Annotated in this window: 21 protein-coding genes; 10 read left to right on the top strand and 11 right to left on the bottom strand. The window is 69.5% G+C overall.

The annotated features are described in order from the left end of the window. Positions 1-2: 2 nt before the first annotated feature. Together HNQ61_RS13915 and HNQ61_RS13910 are read right to left on the bottom strand one after the other, a co-directional pair. Positions 3-2,507, bottom strand: coding sequence for a xanthine dehydrogenase family protein molybdopterin-binding subunit (locus HNQ61_RS13915; protein WP_170033929.1), 2,505 nt, complete (start codon positions 2,505-2,507; stop codon positions 3-5). Further along, positions 2,504-3,001, bottom strand: coding sequence for a (2Fe-2S)-binding protein (locus tag HNQ61_RS13910; protein WP_170033928.1), 498 nt, complete (start codon positions 2,999-3,001; stop codon positions 2,504-2,506). Before HNQ61_RS13910 ends, HNQ61_RS13915 begins: the two co-directional genes overlap by 4 nt. 930 nt (positions 3,002-3,931) lie before the next feature. On the opposite strand from HNQ61_RS13910, the gene HNQ61_RS13905 reads away from it, so the two are divergent. Continuing rightward, a complete protein-coding gene (locus HNQ61_RS13905) occupies positions 3,932-5,572 on the top strand; it encodes a vanadium-dependent haloperoxidase (RefSeq protein WP_170033926.1) in 1,641 nt (546 codons plus the stop codon). A gap of 799 nt (positions 5,573-6,371) precedes the next feature. Here HNQ61_RS13905 and HNQ61_RS29230 read toward each other — a convergent pair. The 4 genes from HNQ61_RS29230 to HNQ61_RS13885 all read right to left on the bottom strand — a co-directional run bounded on the left by HNQ61_RS29230 (position 6,372) and on the right by HNQ61_RS13885 (position 10,759). After that, positions 6,372-6,605: a protease inhibitor I9 family protein gene (locus HNQ61_RS29230; protein WP_205761379.1), complete on the bottom strand. Its 234-nt coding sequence runs from the start codon at positions 6,603-6,605 to the stop codon at positions 6,372-6,374. Positions 6,606-6,628: 23 nt separating this feature from the next. Beyond that, entirely contained in the window at positions 6,629-7,720 is a 1,092-nt protein-coding gene (locus HNQ61_RS13895) for a thiamine pyrophosphate-dependent dehydrogenase E1 component subunit alpha (RefSeq protein WP_170033922.1), read from the bottom strand. Between the two features lie 253 nt (positions 7,721-7,973). Continuing rightward, entirely contained in the window at positions 7,974-8,462 is a 489-nt protein-coding gene (locus HNQ61_RS13890; RefSeq protein WP_170033920.1) for an HIT domain-containing protein, read from the bottom strand. A 176-nt stretch (positions 8,463-8,638) separates the two neighbouring features. Then, positions 8,639-10,759, bottom strand: coding sequence for an FAD-dependent oxidoreductase (locus HNQ61_RS13885; protein WP_170033918.1), 2,121 nt, complete (start codon positions 10,757-10,759; stop codon positions 8,639-8,641). A gap of 231 nt (positions 10,760-10,990) precedes the next feature. On the opposite strand from HNQ61_RS13885, the gene HNQ61_RS13880 reads away from it, so the two are divergent. Continuing rightward, complete coding sequence (locus HNQ61_RS13880) at positions 10,991-11,701, top strand: hypothetical protein (protein WP_170033916.1); 711 nt, start codon at positions 10,991-10,993, stop codon at positions 11,699-11,701. A 303-nt stretch (positions 11,702-12,004) separates the two neighbouring features. Beyond that, entirely contained in the window at positions 12,005-13,078 is a 1,074-nt protein-coding gene (locus tag HNQ61_RS13875; protein WP_170033914.1) for an SRPBCC family protein, read from the top strand. 189 nt (positions 13,079-13,267) lie between these two features. Here HNQ61_RS13875 and HNQ61_RS13870 read toward each other — a convergent pair whose 3' ends face one another. Both HNQ61_RS13870 and HNQ61_RS29570 read right to left on the bottom strand, forming a co-directional pair. Beyond that, complete coding sequence (locus HNQ61_RS13870; RefSeq protein WP_170033912.1) at positions 13,268-14,089, bottom strand: DUF72 domain-containing protein; 822 nt, start codon at positions 14,087-14,089, stop codon at positions 13,268-13,270. 221 nt (positions 14,090-14,310) lie between these two features. After that, positions 14,311-15,075: a phosphatase PAP2 family protein gene (locus HNQ61_RS29570; RefSeq protein WP_170033910.1), complete on the bottom strand. Its 765-nt coding sequence runs from the start codon at positions 15,073-15,075 to the stop codon at positions 14,311-14,313. 132 nt (positions 15,076-15,207) lie between these two features. On the opposite strand from HNQ61_RS29570, the gene HNQ61_RS13860 reads away from it, so the two are divergent. Further along, a complete protein-coding gene (locus tag HNQ61_RS13860) occupies positions 15,208-15,435 on the top strand; it encodes a hypothetical protein (RefSeq protein WP_170033908.1) in 228 nt (75 codons plus the stop codon). 279 nt (positions 15,436-15,714) lie between these two features. On the opposite strand, the gene mpl is transcribed toward HNQ61_RS13860, so the two are convergent. Continuing rightward, positions 15,715-17,172 carry a UDP-N-acetylmuramate:L-alanyl-gamma-D-glutamyl-meso-diaminopimelate ligase gene (mpl, locus tag HNQ61_RS13855; RefSeq protein WP_170033906.1) on the bottom strand — a complete coding sequence of 486 codons (1,458 nt, stop codon included), beginning with the start codon at positions 17,170-17,172 and terminating at the stop codon, positions 15,715-15,717. Positions 17,173-17,308: 136 nt separating this feature from the next. Here mpl and arfB point away from each other — a divergent pair, with 136 nt between their 5' ends. The 3 genes from arfB (at position 17,309) to HNQ61_RS13840 (ending at position 19,471) form a co-directional block, all read left to right on the top strand. Next, positions 17,309-17,746, top strand: a complete 438-nt coding sequence (gene arfB / locus HNQ61_RS13850; protein WP_170033904.1) for an alternative ribosome rescue aminoacyl-tRNA hydrolase ArfB — start codon at positions 17,309-17,311, stop codon at positions 17,744-17,746. Between the two features lie 754 nt (positions 17,747-18,500). Then, positions 18,501-18,746: a GlsB/YeaQ/YmgE family stress response membrane protein gene (locus HNQ61_RS13845; RefSeq protein ID WP_170035919.1), complete on the top strand. Its 246-nt coding sequence runs from the start codon at positions 18,501-18,503 to the stop codon at positions 18,744-18,746. 29 nt (positions 18,747-18,775) lie between these two features. Then, the gene (locus HNQ61_RS13840) at positions 18,776-19,471 is read left to right on the top strand and encodes a YciE/YciF ferroxidase family protein (RefSeq protein WP_170033902.1); all 696 of its coding nucleotides are present in this window, start codon (positions 18,776-18,778) and stop codon (positions 19,469-19,471) included. A gap of 576 nt (positions 19,472-20,047) precedes the next feature. Here HNQ61_RS13840 and HNQ61_RS13835 read toward each other — a convergent pair. Then, on the bottom strand, positions 20,048-20,815 hold the full coding sequence (locus HNQ61_RS13835; RefSeq protein ID WP_170033900.1) for a DUF1499 domain-containing protein: 768 nt from the start codon (positions 20,813-20,815) through the stop codon (positions 20,048-20,050). Next, positions 20,808-21,545 carry a VTT domain-containing protein gene (locus HNQ61_RS13830; protein WP_170033898.1) on the bottom strand — a complete coding sequence of 246 codons (738 nt, stop codon included), beginning with the start codon at positions 21,543-21,545 and terminating at the stop codon, positions 20,808-20,810. Before HNQ61_RS13830 ends, HNQ61_RS13835 begins: the two co-directional genes overlap by 8 nt. A 278-nt stretch (positions 21,546-21,823) precedes the next feature. Between HNQ61_RS13830 and HNQ61_RS13825 the strand changes: the two genes are divergently transcribed. From HNQ61_RS13825 to trxA, 3 genes are all read left to right on the top strand, one after another. Then, entirely contained in the window at positions 21,824-22,339 is a 516-nt protein-coding gene (locus tag HNQ61_RS13825) for a MogA/MoaB family molybdenum cofactor biosynthesis protein (protein ID WP_170033896.1), read from the top strand. Between the two features lie 662 nt (positions 22,340-23,001). Beyond that, entirely contained in the window at positions 23,002-23,904 is a 903-nt protein-coding gene (locus tag HNQ61_RS13820) for a sulfurtransferase (protein ID WP_170033894.1), read from the top strand. A gap of 10 nt (positions 23,905-23,914) precedes the next feature. Then, positions 23,915-24,355, top strand: coding sequence for a thioredoxin (gene trxA, locus HNQ61_RS13815; protein ID WP_170033892.1), 441 nt, complete (start codon positions 23,915-23,917; stop codon positions 24,353-24,355). Positions 24,356-24,357: the final 2 nt, after the last annotated feature.

Raw genomic sequence — 24,357 nt, 5'->3', positions numbered from 1 at the left:
GTTCAGTCCGCGGCCATGCGTTCCGGCTCGCGGGCGGCCGCGTCCCGCTCGCGCAGCGCGCGCCACACCAGCGGGGGCGAGAACGGAAGCCGGTCCATGCGGATGCCCACTGCGTCGTAGATGGCGTTGGCGATGGCGGGAATGGACGGGTGCAGAGGTCCTTCTCCCGCCTCCTTGGCGCCGTACGGGCCTTCCGGATCGATGGACTCCACGATCAGTGCCTGCAGCTCCGGCGTGTCCACCGACGTCGGGATGCGGTAGTCCAGCAGCGACGGCGCGTTGTGCAGCCCCGCGCGCCCGTGGTCCGCGTCCTTGTAGATGTTCTGCTCCATCAGTGCCTCGGCGAATCCCATGTACGCCGAGCCCTCGATCTGCCCCTCGACGATCGTGGGATTGATGGCGCGCCCGCAGTCGTGCGCCACCCAGATCTTTTTCACCTCCACGAACCCCGTCTCGTCATCCACCTCCACCTCCGCCACGTGGGCGGTAAAGGAGTAGGCGGGCGACGCGCCGATGGTACCGCCGCGGTACTCGCCGTGCACGTCGTTGGGCGTATTGTACGAGCCGACGGAGCCCAGCGTGCCGTGCTTCGATTCCGCCAGGTTGAACGCCTTGACGATGGGCATGTTGCGTCCCGTATCCAGCGCGTCCATCGCCTGTCCGCCGGCCAGCAGCACGCGCCTGGGCGGAATGTCCCACTCCGCGCCCACGGCGTCCTGCACCAGCGCCTTGAGCTTTCGCGCGGCGTCCACGCAGGCGTTGCCCAGCATGAAGGTCACGCGCGACGAGTAGCTCCCCAGGTCCACCGGGGTGAAGTCCGTATCCGAAGGCAGCACGCGCACATAGTCCAGCGGAACACCCAGCTCCTCGCAGACGATGTACGCCACCAGCGACGTCGATCCCTGGCCAATGTCCGACGCGCCGCTGAAGACGGCCACGCGCCCCGACCTGTCCACCTGGATCTGCACCGCGGACTGCGGCATCCGGTTGGGGTAGATGGGGTAGTTGGTGCCGCTGATGTAGCAGGATCCCGCCACGCCCAGCCCGCGCCCGTAGCCCATCTTCGATCGCTTCTCCTTCCATCCGCTGGCGGCTTCTACGGCGTCCAGGCACTCCATGAACCCGTTTGACGTCACGCGAAGCTCGTTCACCGTGCGCCTGAAGCTGCCCATGAAGTTGCGGCGGCGCAGTTCGATGGGGTCGATGCCCAGCTGCACGGCCAGCTTGTCGAGCGTGACCTCAAAGGCGAAGCGCGGCTGCACGCTGCCGTGGCCGCGCTTGGGGCCGCACGCCGGCTTGTTGGTGAACACGCGCGTGCTGTTGAAGCGGTAGGCCGGAATCTCGTACGGCGCGGCGAGCAGCTGGCCGCTGTAGTACGTGGTCACCAGGCCGAACGACGAGTACGCGCCGCCGTCCAGCAGCGTTCTGGCATCCACCGCCTTGAGCTTGCCGTCCGCCGTGGCGCCCACGCGGTACTTCATGTGGAATGGGTGGCGGCCGCGGTGGGCGTAGAACACCTCTTCGCGCGTGTACAGAATCTTTACAGGGCGCCCCGTCTTCATCGCCAGCTTGGCGACGCAGAACTCCAGGTCGAACGGCTCGCTCTTTCCCCCGAATCCGCCACCGACGTGCGGTTGAATGACGCGCACCCGGGCCGGGTCGATCTCCAGCACCTTGGCCAGTTCGCGGTGCAGGTAGTGCGGCACCTGGGTGGATGACCAGACGGTCAGCCGGCCTTCCGCCGCGCCGCCCTGCTCCCACTGGCCGATGGCGCAGTGCGGCTCGATGGGCGTGTGCGTGGTGCCCTCGAAGTAGTACTCGCCTTCGATGACCACGTCCGATTCGGCCAAGCCCGGTTCCACATCGCCGAACTCCAGCTTGACGATCTTGCTGATGTTACCGTTGTGGCCGGCCTTCTTGGCCTCGTGAATCTGCACGTCCGTGCTGCGCGCGGCCTCTTCCGCGTCGAAGACGGCGTCCAGCACCTCGTACTCCACGCGGATCAGCTCGATGGCGCGCCCGGCCGTGTCCTCGTCCGCCGCGGCCACCGCCGCCACCGCGTCGCCGATGTAGCGCACCTTGTCGACGGCCAGCGCGTTCTCGTCCGGCGTCCAGACGATGATGCCAAAGGGGATGGGCATCTCGTCTCCCGTCACCACTGCGTGCACGCCGGGCAGGGCCAGCGCCGCGGTCGTGTCGATGGAGAGGATGCGCGCGTGCGGATGCGGGGAACGCAGGATCTTGCCGTGCAGCATTCCCGGCAGCGTCAGGTCGTCCGTGTAGCGCGCGCGGCCGGTGGATTTTTCCAGCCCGTCCGTCTTGCGCTGCCGCTGGCCGATGACGTTGTAGGGGCCGGCGCGCTCTTCGCGGCTGCCGTGCATGGGAATGGGCTCGCCCGCGTGCGACGGGGCGTGGTCCACCACGGGCGTGCCGCGCTCGGCCACCTCGGGCTCGTTCAGCGGAACGCCGCCGCGGGCGCTCTCGAACTCCTGCCGTTCCGCACTCATGCCGCCACCTCTTCGCCGCGAAGGGTGCGCGCCGCCATCTCCACCGCGTCGAGAATCTTGGTGTAGCCGGTGCAGCGGCACAGGTTGCCGCTGAGCGCGTCCTTGATCTCGTCGCGCGAGGGCGCGGCGTTTTCTTCCAGCAGCGCGGCGGCGCTCATCAGGATGCCGGGGGTGCAGAAGCCGCACTGGGCCGCGCCGCACACGTCGAACGCGTCCTGAAGCGGGTGGGGAACGCCCGGCCCGGTGCGCATTCCCGCAAGCCCTTCCACCGTGGTCACCTGCTTGTCCACCGCCTCGTACACGGGGGTGATGCAGCTGAGCGTGGGAATGCCGTTGAGCCACACCGTGCAGGCGCCGCAGTCGCCCTTGTCGCACCCCTGCTTGCTCCCCGTGAGGCCCACGGAGTAGCGCAGCGATTCCAGCAGGGTCCAGTGCGTGGGCACCGCCACCTGGTGGGTGTCGCCGTTGACGTGAAGGGTGACGAGGTCCTTCATGGGCGGAATCGGCGCGGGGACGTGGGGGATGACGAGGCACGGAAACGCCGCATTGGCGCGGGGTTGCCAGCGCCGGAAGCTACCCGCGCGGCGGTGGGGTGTCAACCGGATTCACCCGCGTTTCCGAACGCCCGTTCGACGAACTCCGGACAGCCGATCGGTAGCCGCCAGCGGCGGAACGTCTGCCTCCCGGGCTCTTCCGGATCGGTTCGATCAGTATCCGCCATACACGACAAACGGTCATCCGCCGCTTCTCCCGCAAAACGCGTCCTCCTTCTCATCGCCCACACTCGCTTGGCCCATGCTCCGCCAACAGACGCGCGGCGGGTAGAGCGTGGGCCGGCCACGCGCGGGATGGCGGGATAGGTCTCTCCCCGAAAACGCGGATGAACTCAGCGCGAGCGCAACCCGCGGCACCGTCCTCCCCGTCCGCGCGGCGAGGCTCGCAACGTGTCCGGCACGTCACCGTCATCTCGAAAACCGGCTTATCCTGATCTGCCGGATCATCCTCTCTGATACTCCTCCTCCCTGCGGCTTTGGTCTGCCTGCTTCGGATGGCGTTTTCCTGCATCAGTTTACCCCTTCGCGCCAGCACGCGGACGAGGGGACATGGCCGATATCGGGGCACTCTTCAACGAGTACAATAATTGTCTTGTAGGGTGGATTGTCTTCGGTTAACATTCGGGTGTGATCCTGGCTGTAGTTCCTCCTCCGGCGAAACTCGCACGCTCGCCCGGCGGGGAGGGGGATGACGACCAGCCTACCCGAATCCGTAGTCCCGCCTGTTCTGTCGATCACGGTCGATGGACGGCGGGGCTCGCGAGAGATCCGCATCCTCCCACCCCGTTCCACGTCGTCACCGGTTCCGCCCGTTCGTGTCCGATGCAGCAGCACGGTTTGATTTCCCCTCATGGAAAGGAACACCGTACCATGGACTCGATCCTCTTCTGGAACGGCGTCGCGCTCGAAGCCAACCGGGTCAGCCACACCGACCCCGACAAGCGCGAACAGAACGGACCCACGCTTTCCTCGCGTGCGCTGGCCATCGTGCACCTGGCCATGTACGACGCATACGCCGGCATCGTGGGCGGCGCGGGCTTTCCGCGCTACCTGAACCCCGCGCCGCCGCCTCCCGTGGCCCCGCCCGCGCTTTCGGCGCGGGACGCTGTCGCCGGCGCCGCGCACCAGACGCTCTCGGCGCTGTATCCGACCCAGGTGGACTTCTTCAACTCGCAGCTCTTCCCGTTCGATTTCACCATCCCGAGCTTCACGTTCGGGCGCGTGGTGGGCAACGCGGTCCTGGCCGCCCGCGCCAACGACATGGACGCCCGCGACGCCGGGTACCGTACCTCCACCAACCGCGGCCGGCACCGCGCGGATCCCGACAACCCGGGGCAGGGCTTTCACGCGCCCTTCTACGGCGCGCAGACCCGGGGCTTCGCCATCACCACGCGCCACGGGCTCACGCCTCCGCCCTTCGCCGGCGGCACCAGTCCGCAGTACCTGCAGGCCCTGCGGGACGTGCGCATCCGGGGCATTCGCACCGATCTCACGGCCGCGCTCCCCAACGCGCTCGCCAGCGAGCGCCGAACCCCCCGGGAGACGGCGGACGGCATCTTCTGGGCGTACGACGGCTCCATTCGCCTGGGCACGCCGCCGCGGCTGTACAACCAGATCATCCGCCAGGTGGCGTTTCAGAAGGGCAACACGGAAGGCGACAACGCCCGGCTGTTCGCCTTTGTGAACGCGGCCATGGGCGACGCGGGCATCCTGGCGTGGGAGGCCAAGTACTGCCACGACTTCTGGCGCCCCGTGGTGGGAATCCGCGAGCACGATGAGAACCTGGGGCCGGCCGCGCCGTACCCGGTGGCGGTGAACTTTGACGACGGCGATCCGGGCTGGCTGCCGCAGGGTGCGCCCAGCACCAACGCACCGGGCGTCAAGAACTTCACCCCCAACTTTCCCGCGTATCCGTCGGGGCACGCCACCTTTGGCGCGGCGGCCCTGCACGTCACGCGCATGTTCTACGGCATCGCGCCGGGCGACAAGAACCCGGACGCGCTCTTCCCCGGCACCTTTGTGTCCGACGAGTTCAACGGGCGCAATCAGGACAACGACGGAACGGTGCGGCCGCGCTACACGCACCCGTTCCCCGGCGGGCTGTGGGAGATGATCGTGGAGAACGCCGCCAGCCGCGTGCTGCTGGGCGTGCACTGGATCTTTGACGCGTACGACTTCGTGGCCGACGCGGACGGGAATCTGCAGCCCAGCTTCGCCAACGAGAACATCGGCGGGGTGGGGCTGGGGCTGCGCATTGCCCGCGACGTGTTTGCCGCGGGCGGAGGTCTGGCGCCCAAGATGACGCCGGCCGGCGCCGCCGTGCCGCCCATCACCACGCCGGCCGCGGATTCGCCCATGCCGGCGCGTCCGCGGCAGCCGGCTTCCGTCAACGGCTGCATTGGCGGGCCCGCCATCAATCCGGGCAGCGCGACGATCGATGTCGGGGCGGCGGAAGAAAGCCCCGCCACCGCCGTTCAGGACGAGTATCCGTCCGGGCTGTCCGAGAAGTAACCCCAACGCGGCGGGGGCCTCGAGCGCGGCACTGCTCGAAGCTCCCGCCATCCCGCCGGACACACGAATCCCCCGGCCGCGCCCGCGCCCGGGGGATTCGCCGTTCCATCAGATCCGTCCAGAACCGCCGGCCAGCACCAATCTCGATGGCGGGATCGGTTCTGCCGCCTCGATCAGCGCGGCGGGCTTACTTCGCCATCTCGCACTGCCGTTCATCCGATCCTCCGTAAACAGACGCGCGGCGGGTGGAGCGTGGGCCGGCTCTGGCGCGGGTGGCGGATTATGTCTCTCCCCGAAAACGCGGAAAACTCAGCACGGGCACAACCTGTGGCACCGTACGCCCGCCCCCGCGCGGCGACGCTCGCAACCTGCCGAGCGCATCTCCGGCTCACGAAATCCGCAATCCCGCACATCAAAAAACCCCGACGGCGATTGCCATCGGGGCTCCTCTGCATCCTCCCGCATCGCACGGATTCCGCCATCCGCGCCCAACCTTCCCGCCCAGTCCGCGCAGGCGGACTTCGTGTCCTTCGAGGCGCGGTTTCAACCGCCGGGGCTGATGCCCGCCAATCCACACCCCCAACCCGCTCCCCGCGACGCCCCGCCGCCTCACCGGACCGCCGCCATCTCCATCCTTCCCGCCACCACGCGCCCTACCCATCGCCCGCTCCGATTCCACCTGATCGCGATCCCGCGAACCGTCCGCGCGCTCCGGCGCATCGGACCACCCTCTGCCTCAGGGGCTTCTGCCGGACCCTATCCTATTCCCTATTCCCTATTCCCCATTCCCTGCCCTTTCCTACTCCCCCATCACCCGCGCGGGCGCATCATGCTCCACGTACTTGACCGCGGGATGGCGGCGAACGGCATCCAGCGCCTCCGGCGCCAACTCCGCCGCAAAGCCCTGCAGCGCATTGCGGAACACGTGCTTGGGCGTGAATCCGTGCTCCGCCGCCAGCGCGTCCACCACCGCGTCCGGCGCGGTTCCATCGACAAAAACCACGATGTAGCTGGGCGTTCCGGGATCGGCCACTCCGTGCAGCGGCGCGGGCGCCCTCACGCGTACACGCCGGTGACGGCGCTCTCCGGCACGGGCATGGCGCTCTCGCGGCTGCGCAGCGCCTCTTCCGCCGCCTGGTCGATCTCCGCCGTCACGCGCGCCTCGATCCGCTCCAGCACGTCGGCGCCGATGCCATTCTCCATCAGCCACGCCTCGTACAATCCCACCGGATCGCGCCGGCCCCACGAGGCGAACAGCCCGGCGTCGAACAGTTCCCGCGCCTCGCGCTCGTCGTGGGTGGCGTGGCCGCTCATGCGGAACGTTTCCGCCACCAGAAGCGACGGCCCCTCCCCCGCCCGGGCGCGGTCCGCGGCCAGGCGCGCGGCGGCGTAGGCGTCCAGCACGTGGTTGCCGTCAAACACGCCGCCGGCCAGGCCGTACATCATCGGCCAGTCCGCGAACGAGCCGGCCGCGTGCTGCGAAAGCCGCGTCCCCAGCGCCACCTGGTTGTTCTGGATGATGAAGACCACCGGAAGCTGGTGCACGCCCGCGAAGTTCACGCCCTCGTGGAACGCCGCCGTCTTGGTGGATCCGTCGCCCGTCCACGTCATCCCTACCCGGTCCTGCCCGCGCTGCTTGAACGAGAGCGCGATCCCGGAGATGACGGGAACGACGTCGCCCACGTGGCTGATGGGGGGCAGCACGCCCACGGCCAGCTCGCCCACGTGCAGGTCGCGCCCCAGCGAAGGCGAGTCCGCCGTGCCCAGGTAGCTGCGCAGGATGTCGGTGACGGGCATGCCCATCTCGTGGCAGGCGCCGGAGTTGCGGATCATGGGCGCCACCACGTCGTGGTCCGGCCCCGAGCGCCGCAGCGCGTGCACCGGCCCGATGGTGGCCGCCTCCTCGCCCACGCCCAGCCACGCCTTGCTGATCACGCCGTTCTTGACCCAGCGCTTGAGCGCAACGTCGTGCAGGCGGTTGCGCAGCAGGCCGGCGTACATGTCCAGAAGCTGGTCCTGCGACAGCGCGCGGATCACCGCCTCGCGCTCCGGATCGGCCGAGACGCGCTCGCGGTAGCGCTGCACCTCCGCCGGGTCGGCGGTCCAGTTGTGGTACTCCGGCGGATCGTAGGCGGCGAAGCGCTTCATGGACGGACTTCGGGCTGGAGGATGTGGGGCCGTCAGCTTACCGCGGCCCGCCGGACCCGGCAAGCCCGCCCGCGCCGTTTTTCGTTCGATGAACTCCGGCGGACGCCGCGCTCAACCACGCCGGCCGAAGGTGATGAACTCCGTCCGGCAAGGTCGATGATCATCGTCCGATGTGATGACGCGGGTCGCCGAACGAACGCGCCCCGCGCCGGCAGTCCGGCGCGGGGCGCGATTTTCATCCATCCAGTCCGGTTCAGGCCGTTGCGGCCTCGGCCTGCGACGCGGCGTGAGTTTCGGCGTCCGTGTCGTGAATGGAGCGCACCACGTGGGTGGCCATCACGTCCAGTTGCGAACGCGACGGAACTTCCGCGTTGGGATCGGGCAGCTGCAGCGGGAACGGCGCGTCCTTGGGCACCGGGATCAGGTGCACGTGAAAGTGGAACACGTCCTGGCCGCCGTCCGCGCCGTTGGGCGAAAAGATGTTGACCGCGCGGCACCCGGTGGCCCGGCGCAGCCCCGGAAGAATGCGCTTGGCGACGGCGAAGGTGCGGGTCGCCAGCTCTTCGGGGACGTAGAACAGGTTCTTGTGGTGCTGCTTGGGGACGACCAGCACGTGGCCCGGGTGCAGCGGCTGCACGTCCAGAAAGGCGATGATGTCATCGTCTTCGTGGATGATGCTCACCATCTCGTCTCCGCCGATGATGCGGCAGAACACGCAGGTGGGATTGTCGTTGGGGTCCACTCCGGCCTCCGGCGGTGTTCTGGTGGGTCGTATCCGCGGCTCCGAGCGCCGCGTTTTGATCTACAAAGGTGCAAGAGGCAGGCCCGTTGCGGCCCGTTCCCTGTGCAATCCTGATGCGGAACGGCCCTCCGTTGCCGCCGCCAGACTCCTATTCCCTATTCCCTATTCCCTATTCCCTATTCCCTGTTCCCCGCCGTCCCTGCGTACCGTCCCGCGCTCCCCGCCCGCCCGCCGGGATGCCGCGCGGCGATCCGTTCCGCCACCACGGTCGCCATCGCCATGATCGTTTCCTGCGGATTCACCCCGGGCGCGGTGGGCATCAGCGATCCATCCGCCACATAGACGCCGCCGACGCCGTGCCGCTCGCCGTCCGGCGTGCATCCGCTGTGCGCCGGGTCCGTACCGATGCGGCAGGTGCCGTTCACGTGCGCGGACAGAATGCCCAGCTGGTTGGGCCCGGACGGCCGCCGCATCATGGCGGGCAGCTCCGCGGGGGAGCGCAGCCCCGCGGCGCCCGCGTGCAGCGTAAAGACCTCCTCCGCCCCGGCCGCAAACTGAATGCGCGCCGCGGCTTCCATCCCCCGCAGCAGCCGTTCGCGGTCCGTGCGGCCCACGCGGTAGCGGATGCGCACGCGCCCGGAGCGGTCCACCTGCACCGAGCCGTTGGACGTGCCGCGCTCCGCCCCGTCGCGGATCAGCACGATCATCGTCGCCGTGTTCGGCAGGCCGCGCATCAGCTCGCGGTGCGCCGCGCCGAAGCCCGGCATGGCCACGGACGACAGCGCGGGATACAGCGGCGGCGTCTCGATCCAGAATCCGTATCCGTCACTGCCGCGCAGAAACTCGTCGCATACGCTGGAAAGCGGGATGCCGCCCGCGCCGTACATCTCCCGCCCGTACCGGCCCGCCACCGCCGTCGTGGGGTGCAGGCGCAGAAAGCGGCCGACCCCGCCGCCGCCCATCCCCGAACGCTGCAGCAGCGCCGGCGTCCCCACCGCGCCCGCGGCAACGACGACGACCGGCGCTTCCACCGTGATCGTCCCGCGCGGCGCGCCCGTTTCGCGGTCCAGCACCGTTCCGTGCACGCGCCGCGGTCCCGTCGCGGGTGCGTCGATGCGGTCCGCGCGCACGTCCGCGAACAGGCGTGCACCGCGGGCCAGGGCGGCGGGGAGATAGACGTCCGCCGCGGCGCGCCGGGCGCCGTAGCGGCAGCCCAGGCCGCAGAAGCCGGAGCGCACGCAGCCGTGCGCGTTGACGCGCATGGCGCCCGCGTGCCAGCCGAGCGCGCGGGCACCCTCCAGCAGTGCGCGGTTGGGCGGATTGTGTGCGTCGTCCGGCACGGGGCGGGTGCTCGTCTCGTCCTCGATCCGGGCAAAGACGGGCGCCAGGTCCGCGGCGCGCATCCCCACGGTGCCGTGCTCCGCCGCCCACTCGTCCAGCACCCAATCCGGGGTGCGCAGCATGGCCAGCCAGTTTACCGTCGTTCCGCCCCCGACGGCGCGGCCCTGCAGCAGCGGAAGCGCGAGGTCCTCCGTGGCGCGGCCGCCCGCCTCGGCGTACAGGCGCGACGTCATCTCCGCCTCGTTCTCCGTAAAGTGCTCCGGGCGCCAGTATCCGCCCTCCTCCAGCACCACCACGTCGTGCCCCGCCTCGGCCAGCCGCGCCGCCGCCACCGCCCCGCCCGCCCCGCTGCCGATGATCACCACGTCCGCTCTCACGCGCGTGTCGCCGCGCAGCCGGTGCCCGCCAATGACGCCGCTGACCTCCGGGTCCGTCAGCAGGTCCAGCTGTGGCCGGATGGGGATGACGCGCGCCCCGCCCGATCCGCCGCCGTCCCGCCGCGCGACGGGATCCGCCGGGGAGCCCGCGCCGGGAAGCGGGCCCTCCCACGCCACCGCGGGGACGCGCGTGTGCAGCGGGCCGCGGTAGCCGATTTCGGGATAAACGGACGGGTCGGCGTAGAAGCTGGACAGAATCATCCGCCGCAGCGCCTGAAAGGCCGTCCGCAGCGGCGGAAGCGGGCTGCGCTCCCACCGCCGCAGCCAGGCGTCCTGGCGGATGGCGGCCAGCGACGCGAACCCCAAAGGTCGCCCCGCGCTCGCCATTCCCGCCAGCGGCGAATCCATCCACCCGATCAGCGCGGCGAACCGGGCGGACTGCTCCGGATCCAGCGTGCCCAGCCGCACTTCCACCGCGCGGGCCAGGCGCGCGGCGGCGGGATCCGGTTCGTCGGGCAGGGGCACCATGCGCCTGCACAGCGCCACGAGCGTGGCCTGCTGGCGTGGAGCGAGCATCATGGGGAGCAGTCGCGGCGAGGGCGCGTGAGGCGGAAGGATGAACGTATGGTGCGGCCCGCGACGGGCTTTGTCAACGCGGCCCGTGGCGGCAACGGACAGTTCGCGGATACCGCCAAACACGCCCGCGGCAAAGGCTTGGATGCATCCGCAAAGGGCCCGCATCTTGCACCCCCGCGCCTCCCCCGCCGCATGGCGGGACGTGGTTGAAGAACCCAGCAAAGGAGCGGTGGGATGAACTACGGACGGGATTACGGGAACCGCAACTTCGTGGAGCGCGCCGCCAACACGGTGCGCGGATGGTTTGGCGGCGACCACTACGACCGCGAGTTCCAAGGCGGCGGACGCCCCCAGGGCGGCATGTACGGCGGCGACCGGCAGCGCGGCGGCCAGGGCCGCGAGGGCTATCGCGAGATGGGCGCCATGGGTGGCGGCTACGGGCGCGGGCGTTCGGACTTCGACAGCTACCAGGCCGGCGGATACCGTCCGGACCATGGCGGCTGGGACGTGGACTGGGACCGCAGCACGGGTGGCCGCGGCGGCTACGGCGGCCAGCAGCGCCACACGGGCGGAATGTTCGGCGCGGGCGGGCGCGAGTTCGCCGGCCGCGGCGACTACTCGCGCGACTACGGCAACCAGGGCCGCTACGACGCCGGCTACGGCGGGCGCGGCTTTGCCGGCGGGTACGCGGGCGGCCAGCGCGAGGTGTATCGCGGCCGCGTGCAGCGCACGGATTACGGGCGCGACTACCAGGCCGGCCACCCGGGCAATCAGGGCCACTACGGCCTGAATGATTCCGGCGCGGGCGACGTGGGCGGCGGCACCATCGGCAACTACGGGCCGTACAGCTCGTACGGAATCGATCGGTTCCGCAATGCCAGCAGCGGCGGCGTGCAGCCCGGCGCGTACTACACCGGCTACGGCGTGGGCACCGGCTACCGCTGAGCCGGTTCCGGCGGATGAACAGCGGCGGGCCTCCGTACGGGGGCCCGCCGTTTTCGTTTTCCCTGGAGGGGATGCCGCGTTCCTGGCGGATACGGACTGCCTTGGACTCGCCCCCGTGCCGTAGCGGCGGATGGCTGACAGGGTGTAGGATTGATGGGGGGCGGCGCGGCGGGCCGATGCGCGGCCCGGGCGGGTGGTGGATACGGCGGCGGACGGACTCACGTGCGCATCCGCCCGCGCGGATCGAAACCCGGTGCCACCCGTTTACGTTGTGTGCCTCATGCAATCCAACGAAGTGCACGAATGGACGATGACCGCCGAAGCCGCCGGGCAGACCGCCCCGGGTTCGCGCGGCATTCGCGTTTCTGGCCAGCGGAGGTGTTCGTGACGCGGGATGATGGATCGCGGGACTGGAACGGAGCGCCGTCCTCCAACGACGGCCTGATTCCGGATGAGCGGGCGCGCCAGGCGCTGCGCCGCGCGGCGGAGTTGCAGGCCGAGGCCGCCGCGCGCTTGCAGGAAACCGCGCGCGGCCAGCTGATGGCTCAGGCCGCACAGCCCACCGAGACAGACGGGTTCCGCCGCATGGACGTGGAAGCGGCCGCGGTGGAGGCGGGGATCTCGCCGGAGTACATCCGCCAGGCGCTGGTGGAGCAGGACGCGCTGGGCGAGCACGCCGAGGAGCTGACGCCCTGGGTGGAAAAGATGGGACGGCGGATGCTGAAGACGACGGCCCGCTCGCTGGAGGTGTCGCGCGTGATCGACGCCGACCCCGCGCGCGTGCTGGAGGCCATGCAGCGCATCTTTCCCGCGCACCCGTACCTTCTGGCGCTGGAAGACAACATCGGCGGGCCGCCGCTGGCGGGAGGCGTGCTGGTGTTTCAGATCCCGCGGCTGATGGCGACGACCACCAACTACACGCCGTTCAGCTACACCGCCGCAACCATCGATGTCCTGCAACTGCACGCCACGCTGCGGACGATTCCCGGCCCGGGCGGAAGCCGGTGCGAGCTGTCGGTGCGCACCGACCTGCGCACGGGTACGCGGCGGAACGTATGGACGGGCGTGGCGCTCTCGGGAACGGGCGGGGCGTTGGGCGCGGGTGCCACCGCCGCCATCGCGGTCGCGGCCAGCGCGGCGCTTCCGGTGATTGCGGTCGCGGCGGTCGCCGGGCTGGGGATTCTGGGGATTGCCAGCAGCCACGGGTACGGCGCCATGTATCGCTACTATCTGCGCAAGATGGAAAAGGAACTGGAGCAGCTGCTGAAGGTGGTGGATGCCAGCGCGCGCACCGGCGGCGGCTTTCGTGCGCCCACTCCCCCGTCGTCGTCCATCGCCGGCTGGGACGGCATGAACTCGGTTCTGAACTCCATCTGAGCCGCGCGGCGTGACCCACGCTCCATTGAGAAAACCCGTTCAGGCTCATGCCCGAACGGGTTTTTCGCGCCGTGCGGGATGGGAGACACGTTCGTGCACAGAGCGCCTCTCCCGCTGAGCAACCGAGCCGCCGCAACAACGGGGGAATGCCTCGCGAAGGAAGAGGCTTCACGTGCGCCCTGACCACGATCAGAACAGCGAGATCTGTTCGCCGAGGGTGGACGGGTCTACCGGGGCGGCGCCGAGCAGCTCCTGCATGCGGCGCGCGTTGGCGGGGCTGTGGCCGGCGAAGTGGTTGTTGAAGTAGCCGAACACCGTCGTACCCTGCAGCGCCGTGCGCCCCAGCACCTCGCTCCACCCCACAATTTCCTCCTCGCGGTCGAACTGCAGGTGCGAGTAGTCCACGATGTCGCGGTTGGGGCCCATCCACCGGATGTAGTGAAAGTCCGCCGTGGGCGCCCCCGCCAGCATCGTCATCGTTTCGCGCGGAATCCACTTGCCGTCACTGAGCGCCAGCGCCGTCCCGTTCGCCCGCAGCAGATCCAGCAGCCGCGGAAGAATGCTGTCGTGCATCCACCGCTGCTGGCGAACCTCCACGGCAAAGCGCATGTCGCGCGGCAGGCGCTCCACGAACCGTTCCAGCCGCGAGAATCCCTCCGGCGCAAAGTCCGGCCCCATCTGCAGCAGGATGGGCCCCAGCTTGGGCCCCAGTTCGCGCGCGCGCTCCAGGAACTCGTCGGCCACGTCGTCGGCGTCGCGAAGCTGCCGCTCGTGCGTCACCTCCTGCGGCATCTTGAGCGCGAAGATGAAGCCGTCCGGCGTGCGCTCCGCCCATCCGCGCACCGACTTGGCGGGCGGGATGGCGTAGAAGGTGGAATCCACCTCCACCGTCGAGAACGCGCGCGCGTAGGTGGAAAGAAAGCTGGCGGGCCTGGTCCCGTCCGGGTAGAACGGGCCCACCCAGCCGGGATAGTTCCACCCCTGCGTGCCGATTCGGATGGTACCAGACATGGCGGATACGGAACGGGTGTGCGAAACGACGGTGCCGAAAGGGAGCATTTCCCGCCTCGGTGCGCAAGCCAAAGCGGACAACACCGGCCGTCATTATCTCAGAACCCCCCCTCCAGCACTGAGCACTTGGCACCGAGCACTGGGCACTTGGCACTGAGCACTGAGCACTGCTTTTCCCGCACTCACGCACTCACGCACCCAGCACTCACGCACTATCCCTTTTACCGTCCGCCGCGCGCCTCCGCCCGGCGCAGCGCCACGATGCACACCGCCAGCCACACCGCACCCGCCAGCGACCCGGCCACAATGTCCGTGGGCCAGTGCGCGCCCAGCCGCAGCCGCGCCGCCGCCACGATGACGGCCATCACCGGCACCATCAGCACGGCGAGCACGCGTTCGGAGCGCGAGGGCGTGGCGCGCATCCACAGCCACGCCCACATCCCGAACGCGGCTACCACCTGCCCCATGTGCCCGCTGGGAAACGAGTGCAGCGCCGGCGCCGCGATGCCGCCCGCGATGAAGTCCGGGCGCGCGCGGTTCCACGCCAGCCACCCCGTGCCGATGATGACGTCCACGCCAAAGAAGCAGGCCAGCACCGCCAGCGCCCGCAGCGGCGCGCCCATCCAGGCCGCAGCCATCGCCGTCGCCAGCACCAGGGGGATGAGGATCACCGAGTTGCCCAGCGAATCCATCCACACCGCGTGCGCGAACGACGGGCCCGCGCCCTCGAACCAGCGCAGCCAGCCGGGCTCCCACGACAGGCGGCCCGCCTCCGCCATGCGGCGCACCTGCATCACCAGCAGCAGAACCAGCGCGCAGCACAGCGCCAGCCCGGCCGCCATCCACAGCAGCCAGCCGCGCGCCGTATGCCGGGGCATCTGCTTCCACGCATCGCGCCCGTGCAGAAAGGCCAGGCGCGGTCCTTCCACGAGCAGCCAGCGGCCGGGGCGGATTCCGTGCGGCGCCGGGGTCTGAATCTGAGGCACGTTTCGGTCGGGTTCAGGATGGTTCCCGGCCGCCGGGCAAAACGGGTACCGAGCGGGTCTGAAACTCGCGGGCGGGGTGCTGCGTATCACACCCCGTCAGCCGAAGCGGGGCATTCACCGGGAGCATGGACAATGGAAGAGAAGAGCAATTTCGAAACGGTCCTGAAGTGGGCTGTCCTTGGCATTCTGGCGATCGTGGCGCTCAGGATCGCGCTGGTGGTTGTGGGTGTCGCCATCGGGCTTGCGTCCTTCCTGCTGTTCACCGTGCTGCCGCTGGTGCTGGTGGTGTGGCTGGTGGTGAAGGCGGTGCAGTGGCTGAGCCGGCCCAAGGACGGCGGATACACGTCGTCCGGCCTGTAACCCTCCGCGGATCCGGCCGGCTGCCCCCGGTCCGGCCCGCGGAGTTCGGATCTTCGCAATCCACGTGAAATCTCGCCCGGCACTCTGCCGCGGCGAGATTTTGCGCATCCCCGGATCATCGGTCGCCCACGAGCCCGCAAAACCGTTTCACGCGGGGGCCGCGGGGGATCGCGGAGGTCGCGGGGAACAGAAAAGGGGGACGGGACCGCGCCAGGTCCCATCCCCCTCTTCTGTTCCTATTCCCTATTCCCTATTCCCCATTCCCTATTCCCTCATCCCCTACTCCCCCAGCGCCTCCAGCAGCTTCCCGTGAATCCCGCCGAACCCGCCGTTGCTCATCACCAGCACCACCTCGCCGCCCTGCAGCTCCGGCGTGAGGCGCGCCACAATGTCGTCGGGCGAGGGGATGAAGTCGGCCGTCTTGCCCTGGCCCCGCCACGTTTCCACCAGCTCGTGCGGGTTCATGGCCGTCTGCTCGGTGTAGCGCTCGGGATGGAACAGGCCCGCCAGCACCACGCGGTCCGCCGAGGCAAACGCCTCCGCGTACGCCTGCTGGAATTCGCGGCGCTGGGCCGTGTAGCTGCGCGGCTCAAAGACGGCCACGATCGGCCGGCCGGGATAGCGCTGGCGCACGGCCTGAATCGTCTCGCGCACCGCGGTGGGGTGGTGCGCGAAGTCGTCGATCACCACCACGCCGCGCGCCTCGCCCCGCACCTCCATCCGCCGCTTCACGCTGGCGAACGTCTCAAAGCCGCGCAGCACACCCGCCTTGTCCGCGCCGATGGCCTCCGCGCAGGCGATGACGGCCAGCGCGTTGCGAACGTTGAAGGCGCCGCTCAGCGTGGTCTTGACCTCCGCCCACACCTGGCCGTCGTGCACGGCGGTGAACGTCGTCCCGTGCTCGCCGAAGCTCACGTCGCGCGCCGTCCACCGCGGATGCTCGCCCTGCACCTCGCCGTCGTAGCCGAACGATTCGATGGGCGCGTGCGACTTGGACGCCAGCTCGCGCATGATGGGCGAATCCCATCCCGCCACCAGCGTACCGTTGCGCGGGATCAGGTTGATGAACCGCTCGAACGCGAACCGGTACGCGATCTCGTCGCGGTAGATGTCGGCGTGGTCGAACTCGATGTTGTTGACGATGGCCGTGACGGGCAGGTAGTGCCACATCTTGGGGCCCTTGTCGAAGTACGCCGTGTCGTACTCGTCGGCCTCGATCACGAAGTACTCCGAATCCGTCAGCCGGAACGAGCTGCCGAAGTTTTCCGCGATCCCGCCGATCAGGAACGACGGGTTCAGCCCGGCGCTTTCCAGGATCCAGGCCAGCAGCGAGGTCGTGGTCGTCTTGCCGTGCGTGCCGGCGACGGCCAGCACGTGGCGGCCGCGCAGCAGCTCGTCCTTGATGACCACGGCGGCGGCGGTGTACAGCATCCGCCGGTCCAGCACCGCCTCCAGCTCCGGGTTGCCGCGGGAGATGGCGTTGCCCACGACGACGATGTCGGGGTTCACGTCCAGGTTGGCCGGCGAGTAGCCCTCGGCGTACTCGATGCCCAGCTCCTGAAGCTGCGTGGACATGGGCGGGTACACGCTCTCGTCCGAGCCGGTGACCCGGTGCCCTGCCGCGCGCAGCAGGCCGGCCAGCGAGGCCATGGCCGTACCCCCGATGCCGATCAGGTGGTAGTGGCGCGGCTGCGATTGGGTGGCGCCGGAACCGGGCGCGGATGCGGGGTGGGACATGCTGTGCGTTTCCTCCGTTCGGGGTGGCGGCAGGGCCTTTGCCAGAGGCGTGCCCACCGGCTGCGGCACAGATTGCCGACTTCCGCGCCGGCAGGCAACGTCCGCGTCCCCCGCGGCTCTCCCACACGGCTTTTCCATGGCTGAAGATACGGTTCTGCAGATCAACGACGCGCTGTGGATTCCCCGCGCGGAGCTTGGATACAAGGCCACGCGGGCGGGCGGTCCGGGCGGGCAGCACGTGAACACGTCGTCCAGCCGGGTGGAGCTTACGTGGAACGTGCAGAACTCCCCCAGCATCACCGATGAGCAGCGCGCGCTGATCCAGGCCAAGCTGGCCAACCGCATCAGCGGCGAGGGCGTGCTGCTGATTGCCGCCAGCGACGAGCGCAGCCAGCACCAGAACAAGGAACTGGTGACGGAGCGCTTCGCCGAGCTCATCCGCCGCGCGCTGATCGTGCCCAAGGCGCGCCGCAAGACGCGCATGCCGCGCGCCGCCAAGGAAGCGCGCCTCAAGGACAAGAAGCAGCGTTCGGCCACCAAGCGAAGCCGCGGCGCCATCCGCTCGGACGAGTAGGTCGGGCGGCGGGCGCGGGAAAGGAGTCAGGTCCGCGGTGGAGTCTGCGTGTGTAACACCGAGGGTGGCGCGGCGGACGGCGGGGAGCCCTCACCCCGCGTGCTGCGCACGACGACCCTCTCCCACGAACAGATGTGGGAGAGGGAGCACACACCCGTATCGTCCCTTCCGGAGGGTTCGGCGCGGCGGCGGGCGCCCCCCTCCCCCCAGCCCCCTCGCCCCGCAAGCGGGGCGAGGGGGCGCACTGGGTGCGGCGTCCAGACTATGGTGTTCGTCCCAAGGCTGCGCTGTTGGCGGCTGAAGCCCCGAACCGGACGCGCCAGCGGCCGGTGTCGGGGCTTTGCGATGTTGGAGCGGCGGATTCATCCGCTCCCGAGACTCGCCGCCGCGCCCAACTCCGCGTCGCTCACCGAACCGTCCGCCCCGCCCCAACCCTCCCCCAGTGTTTTTTGGGGGAGGGTGGGCGCGTAATGCGAGCCCGGGTGGGGGCCGCCCGCGAACTCCGCCACCCACCCCGGAATCCCTCCACACGCAACCGCCAGTCTGAATCCACCTTCAGACACCGGCGGGCAGACGCAAAAGCAGCCGGAGTGCGCACCCCGTCCACGAGACGTTTCCTGGTAGATGCGCAAGCCCTTGCCTTGTATCCACTTGTAATCCTGGGGCGGATTCGGCATGGAGCATGCGTTTGACCGGCACGACGGCGGTCCAGGGGGACCGGCTGATTCACCCGATACCGTTGGAGGAGGAACGCATGGGCATTTTGTGGATGATCATCATCGGCCTGATCGCGGGCGCGATCGCCAAGTTCATCATGCCGGGCCGTGATCCGGGCGGCATCATCGTGACGATTCTGCTGGGCATCGCCGGTTCGCTGGTGGGCGGATTTCTGTTCGGCGGCGCTGACAACCAGGTCGGCCTCATCGGCTCCGTCGTCGGCGCGCTGATCCTGCTGGCCATCTACCGTCTCATCGTGGGCCGCCGCCGCCCCCACGTCTGACCTGAACCCGAACCCGTCCGGAGACACGCATGCCCGCTACGCAAATGAAGGAGCTGCTGAAGCATGAACTGGGTGACCTGCTCTACGCCGAGCAGCTCATCCTTAAGATGCTCGGCACGCTGACCCGGGAAGTGAACAACCCGGAAATGAAGGCGCGGGTGGAGGAACACGCGGCCGAAACCGAAGAGCAGATCGAGCGGCTCAAGCGTGCCTTCGAGGCGATCGGGGAAAAGGCCAAGGCCGAAAAGTGCGACGCCGCGGTGGGTCTAAAGGCCGAGCACGACAGCTTCAAGAAGGAAGAAAAGCCTTCCAAGCCGGTGCTGGAAGCCTTTGACCTGGGCAGCTCGCTGCGCGTGGAGCACTACGAAATCGCGGGCTACCGCACCGCCATCGCCATTGCCCAGGTCATGGGCGAGAACGAAGTGGTGTCGCTGCTGAACGAGACGCTGCGCGAGGAAGAGGCGATGGCCTCCTTCATCGAGCGCAACGCGGTCAAGGCGCTCAAGCTGCTCGCCGAGCAGATGGAGCCCCGCGACGTGGAGTTCACGCCCGACGAGGGCGGCTCGCAGAGCAAGGCCAAGGGCGGCACGGCGGCCAAGTCCGCCAGCAAGTCGGGCACCGCGGCCAAGTCGCGCACCACGGCCGAAAAGTCGTCGGGCGCGGGCAAGTCTGGCGGCACGGCGGCCAAGAAGGCGCCGGCTTCGCGGGCCAAGGCCAAGTCCTGATCACGCCACAGGCGTGATTCGGGGTGGATGAAAAGAGCCCTTCTCCGCATCGCGGAGGAGGGCTCTTTTTCGCAGGATCCGAGACATCCGCACGGAAAGGGGAGAACAGCGATTCGTGTGTTCCGGAGGTGTGGCGCGGCGGCGGGCAGCCCTCACCCCCCGGCCCCCTCTCCCGCAAGCGGGAGAGGGGGAGACCTCAGCGCGAGCGCCGGCTGCGGCGCGGGTCGGCGGCTTCCGCCCGGCGGTTGAAACCGCGCCTCGAAAGACACGAAGTCCGCCTCCGCGGATGGCAATCTCGGCGCGGAGGCCTATGCAGTTGAAGCCCCGAACGGGGCGCGAATAGCGCTGTGTCGGGGGTTCCCGCTTCTGGAGCGGCGGATTCATTCGCTCCAGATAGTCGCCGCTGCGTCCAACTTCGCTGCGCACCGAACCATTCGCCCCGACTGCCCTCCCCCGGTACCGCCCGCGTCGGCATCGGAACGTCCGCCTCGACAATCCTCCCCCGGGTTTTCAGGGGAGGATGGGCCGGTGGTGCCGGCCCGGGTTGGAGGCGCGTGCAGTCCGCCGTCCCTGATCCTACTTCGCGTTGACGGGCTGCGGGTCCGTGGCGCGCAGGCGGCTCAGGTACTCGCGGACGCGCTTGGCGTTCTCGCCCACGTCGCCGCGGCCCACGCGCGACTTGCTGCGCACGTCCACGCGCGAAATCCCCGACCCGCTCGTCACCCGGATCACCACGTCGTCCTTGAACCCGAACCACGCCGTGGTGGCCGTCGCCTCGATGCGCCCTTCCCGCCGCGACTGATCCACCAGCTCCCATCCCATCTCCCGCGCCGTGACCAGGGCGTTCACGAACGCGCTGTCCACCGGCATGGCCAGCATCAGCGGCTGGATGTCGGGATACGCCTTGTACTGGATGCGCGAGATGGAATCACCCAGGTACTCCACCGGATTCGGCGCGTCCTTGCGCAGCGGCGCGATGGCCACGAACGCCGGCGGATTGCGGAAATCGGTGGTGATGTCGTGAATGGGCGGAAACTCGCCCGCGCCGCGCCGCCAGTTCCACGGCAGCAGAAACACGATGGCGCCGATCACCAGCGCGACCACGGAAAGCACCAATCCGCGCCGGCGCCCCGCGATCAGCGCCGCGATGGCGGCCAGCACCGCCGCGATCCCCACGTACGCCGCCCAGCCCATCAGCCGGAAGCTGAAGCGGAAGTCCCACAGCCCGAACCGCGCGCCGGGGCCGGTAAGGAACAGCATCAGCGCGGCCAGCAGCGCCAGGCCCAGCGCGACGTACGCGAGGGTGTTGCGTGCGGGTACGCGTTCCACGTCCAGATCAGCCATGCATCTTCTTCCGTCGTGAGTTTCTGAACTTCTTGATGGCGATGGGCAGCAGGCTCAGCGTGCCCAGCAGCCCCAGCGCCAGCAGCGTCTGCGCGCTCAGCAGGTCGCCGGCGGATTCGATGCTGGCCAGCGACTCGCCCAGATTGGTGAACACGAAGCTGCCCGGCAGAATTCCGATGGCCGTGGCCACGATGAACACCCGCACGCGCACCGGGGTGAACGCGGGCACCAGGTTCATCAGCCAGAACGGAAACAGCGGGACCAGCCGGGTGAACAGGATGTAGTTGAAGGCGTTTTCCTCGAACCCGCGCGAAAGCCGGGCGAGCCGCGGCCCCATCCGCTGCCGCATGGCGTCGGCGAACAGGTAGCGCGCGGAAAGAAACGCCAGCGTGGCGCCCACCGTGGCCGCCACCACGACCAGGCCGGTGCCCACCCAGCGCCCGAACAGAAAGCCCACCGCCAGCGACAGCAGCACGCCGCCGGGAAAGCTGAGCGCCGTGGCCACGGTGTAGGCCAGCAGCACGGCCAGGAACATGGCCGCGTAGTGGCGCTCGGTGTACTCGTGCAGCTCTACCCGGTGCGCCTTGAGCGTCTGAAAGCTAAGGTAATGGTGGCCGCCAAGGGCAAAAAAGGCAACCAGCCCGCCCACGATCACCGTGGCGAGCGCCGTCTTCTTCCAGCGGCGGGCGGCGCGGCGGTCCACTCGCGCCTTGGCGGGTGCGGGCGTCACCGTGCCCGCCCGCCGGCACGCGGCGAAATGCGCGAATGCACGCCCGTCGCGAGCGTTCGCGTGGCGTGCGTGCACGTACGGGGGCCGGGCGGATGCGCACGGTGCGGGCGCGGAGCGGAGCCCGGCACGCGAGAAGCGATGGTCATGGCGCGCGGGGGACGGCGCGGGGAATGCCTGTGCGGCGGTGGGGAGGGACGGAGACAATCTACCGGCGGCTGGCCCGCGCGCAAACCGCGCCCGGGCCGCGCGGCCGCTCTGCAACGGGACGCGAGGACGGGATGACGACGGAAAGCAGCGCGCGCCACCACCGGCTGGCGGAGGACCGGGGCCCGGTTCAGGTATCCGTGGTGACGGTAAGTGATTCGCGGACGATGGAAACGGACACCAACGGCCAGTGGCTGCGCGAGGCGATCGAGGCGGGCGGGCACCATCTGGCGGACTACCGGCTGATCCCGGACGAGGCGGGAGAGGTGGAGGATGCGCTGCGCGCGATGGGGTTCGGGCCGGGGCGCGTGATCATCTTCAACGGCGGCACCGGCATCGCGCCGCGCGACACGACGTTCGACGTGCTTTCGCGCGCGCTGGAAAAGCCGATTCCCGGGTTCGGCGAGCTGTTCCGGATGCTGAGCTGGGAGCAGGTGGGCGCGGCGGCCATGCTGTCACGCGCGACGGCCGGGGTGTACCGCGACCGCGTGGTGTTTTCGCTTCCCGGCAGCCCCGCCGCTGTCAGGCTCGCGTGGGAAAAGCTGATCGAGCCGGAACTGCAGCACCTTGCGTGGCTGGTGCATCGGTAGAGGGGCGGTAGGCGGAGATCACGGGCGCCCCCCACCCGGGCTCGTACTACTCGCCCACCCTCCCCCAAAAAAGACTGGGGGAGGGTTGAGGCGGGGCGGATAGTTCGGCGCGTGCAGCGGAGTTGGGCGCGGCGGCGAGTATCTGGAGCGAATGAATCCGCCGCTCCAGAAGCGGGAACCCCCGACACGACGCCCGCAGGCGCCGTTCGGGGCTTCAACTGCATGGGGATTACAACCAGATACCGCCGCCGCAGTCTGCGAAGGCAGACTTCGTGTTTTTCGAGGTGCGGTTTCAACCGCCGGAGGATGAGCCGCCGCTCGCCCCATAATCTCTGCCGCACAAATCTGGTGTGTGCTCCCTCTCCCACGTCTGTTTGTGGGAGAGGGTCGTCGTGCGCAGCACGCGGGGTGAGGGCCACCACGGCACCGTGCACCACCGCTCCCCATCCGTTCCCGATCCTCCCCATCCGATCGCGTCCGCAAACCCCCGCCCACGCCCCAAAAACCGCGCTTGGGAAGGCGCACTCACGCACTCCCGCACCCCGCACTCACGCACTTCGTTTCCCCTCGCCCGCGCCTTGCATATCCTGTGTCGAACGTATCAGCCTGAACCCCGTGCCGGCGCCGCCGGCGTGCCCCATCCCGTCGCCCGAGATCTGTCCATGCGCAAGCCGCTTCTGCTGGCCTCCGCCGCCGCCCTGGTCCTGGGCACGGCGGCGTGCCCCATCGCCCGTCAGGACTCGTATCCTCTCCCGCAGTGGAATTCGTCGCTGCTCATCAGCCCCGAGCGGCTCTCCGGCCGCCTGGACGATCCGCGCACCGTGGTGGTGCACGTGGGCCGCGACCGCGCCTCGTACGACGCCGGGCACATTCCCGGCGCGCGGTTCCTGGCGCTTTCGTCCATCTCCGCGGGGGACGGCGCTCTTCCCGACGCGGCCGCGCTGGAGACGGTGCTGGAAGGCGTGGGCATCTCCGACAACTCTCGCGTGGTCCTCTACGGCGACATGCAGGGAATGCTGGCGGCGCGTGCCTTCTTCATCCTCGACTACGCCGGCCACCAGGAGCACGCGCTGCTGGACGGCGGGCTGGAGCGCTGGCGGGCGGACAACCGGCCGGTGAGCACGGAAGCCGCCACGGGGTCGACGGGCACGCTGACGGTGCGCCCGCGCCCGCAGCTGGTGGTGGACGCGGCCTGGGTCAACCAGCACCGCGCCGACAGCACTGTGGTGCTCATCGACGCGCGGCCGCCCGAGGAGTTCAGCGGCGCCACGCCGGGCGAGGGCGTCACCCGCGCGGGGCACATTCCCGGCGCGTACAACATCCCGTCACGCACGGCGTTCGTGTCGGAAACGGATCTGCGCCTGCGCTCGCCCGAGGTGCTGGCCTCCCGCTTCACCCTGGCCGACGCCGCGCAGCGCGACACCGTGGTGGTGTACGGCCGCACCGCCGAGCAGGCCAGCATGCTGTACTTCGTGGCCCGCTACCTGGAGCGCACCGTGCGCCTGTACGACGCCTCGTTCACCGACTGGAGCCGCCGGGGCGAAGACTTTCCGGTGGAGCGCTGAGGGAAGGATGATGACGGAATCCAAGGCCATGGTCGCCTGCAACCACTGCGGCCGTCTGAACCGGGTGGACCTGGGGCGCGCCGCGGACGGACCGCGCTGCGGCTCGTGCAAGCAGGCCATCGCGCTGGACCACCCGATGTACCTGAGCGACGCCACCTTCGACCGCGTGGTGGCGGATTCGCCCGTGCCCATCGTGGTGGACTTCTACGCCGACTGGTGCGGGCCCTGCAAGGTCATGGCGCCGGTGCTGGACATGGCCGCGCGCGAGCGGATGGGGACGGTGCTGGTGGCCAAGGTGGATACGGACCGCAATCCGGGCGTGTCCACGCGGTTCGGCATCCGCTCCATCCCCACGCTGATCGTGTTTCGCGGAGGCGCCGAAAAGGCCCGCGAGCTGGGCGCCATTCCGCGCGGCCGGCTGAACGCCCTGATCGATTCGGCGCTCACCTGACC

The organism is Longimicrobium terrae (assembly GCF_014202995.1).
Taxonomy (GTDB): Bacteria; Gemmatimonadota; Gemmatimonadetes; order Longimicrobiales; family Longimicrobiaceae; genus Longimicrobium; species Longimicrobium terrae.
The sequence above is the reverse complement of the archived record's forward strand: the minus strand, read 5'-3'. Positions and strand labels throughout refer to the sequence as shown.